At 34.5% G+C, this 1,437-nt stretch carries 2 protein-coding genes; one reads left to right on the top strand and one right to left on the bottom strand.

All coding sequences use genetic code 11. The features are described from left to right. The coding region (locus EWM59_RS27335) for a transposase (protein ID WP_165372319.1) at positions 1-453 on the bottom strand (453 nt) is incomplete at its 3' end. Between the two features lie 136 nt (positions 454-589). Here EWM59_RS27335 and EWM59_RS27330 point away from each other — a divergent pair. After that, positions 590-1,437, top strand: an 848-nt coding sequence (locus EWM59_RS27330; protein WP_130022580.1) for a transposase, incomplete at its 3' end; no start/stop codon positions are given.

Here is a 1,437-nt window from a genome sequence, read left to right as displayed (position 1 = left end):
GTTATTTTTAGAAAGTTGTTGGTTGAATTTTTCTGAACTATATGCTTTATCACCGACCACAATTTGATTTTTTAATTGGCAAATCATGGGTTTTATAGCTGTTAAATCATTCACACTGGCAGGCGTAAAATCAAAAAAGTTAGGTTTAGGTATTTTTTCAAATCTGTCCTTACCTATCAAATGGAGCTTTACTCCATGATAAAATTGTTTTTTTGCATCGCAATAACCCTTATCTGCTATCTCAGATGCTACTTTAGCTGTATAAGGGTGTTTGGAAAGCATGATAGGCAATGAATCCACCAAAGATACATTATCATAGCAATCATTAAAATTCATTTGATTCATCAAATGGGAAATAATTACCTCAAAATGCCAGTATATTGCATTAATTCGTGCATTATAAGCTTGATATGACGGCAATTTTGGAAACCATGATGACCAATGATTGACCATATAATTAGGCTCTCCTTTAATAGGGTAACGATTTGATTAGCAATATTTTAGCAAATAAATAAACCCCGAATATGCACGAACTTGACATATTTCGGGGTTTTTCGTATTTTTCTTCTGCTAAGAATTAAAAATACAGATGCAAGGTACATTATTTGATTTGGATTCTCCAAATTTTTCCAGATTGCACATTTTCAAGAATAAGACAGAATTAGGTGCGATTTATCAAACCATAGATTGGGTAGCTTTAGACAATCTTCTTCCAAAAAAGAAAACCAAAGTTGGTTCTCCTTCCATTTTACCACCACGAGGATATTTTGGTTTAATGTTTCTGAAGCATTATCTGAAACTGAGTGATGAAAAGCTATTAGAGCGATTAAATACTGACTGGGCTATACAAATGTTTTGTGGCATTCAATTGTGTGATAATCAAATGGTTCGGGATAATGCTTTTGTCTCTAATGCACGAACTTACCTGGCAAAGCATATTGATTTAGGCGTTTTACAACAAACCCTTATTGCAAATTGGAAGCAGGAAATACCTGATAAACAAGTAGTACTAATGGATGCTACCTGTTATGAGTCTTATATTCGCTTCCCTACAGATGTGAAATTACTTTGGGAATCTTGTCAATGGTTATGGGAAAAACAGATTCCCACCCTGTGTCAAACTTATCGAATCAAATTACCTCGCTCAAAGTTTAAAGACCAAAAGACTAAATATATCTCTTACAGCAAACTGCGAAAGAAAAGCTATAGAAAAACCAGAAGCAGGCAAAATGCTTTACTAAAATTGTTGGATAAAGGAATAGAAGCCTATCAATCCCTGCTCAATCAAACTCAAGCGAAAGGATTAAGTATGGTAGACGCTGAAACATTTAAGACCATTAAACTGGTTTATCAACAGCAAAAACAGCGATACTTACACCCACAAGCCAAGATACCAAACCGGATAGTAAGTTTGTACAAACCCTACCTCAGACCCAT

The organism is Emticicia agri (assembly GCF_004168285.1).
Classification (GTDB): Bacteria; Bacteroidota; Bacteroidia; order Cytophagales; family Spirosomataceae; genus Emticicia; species Emticicia agri.
The sequence above is the reverse complement of the archived record's forward strand: the minus strand, read 5'-3'. Positions and strand labels throughout refer to the sequence as shown.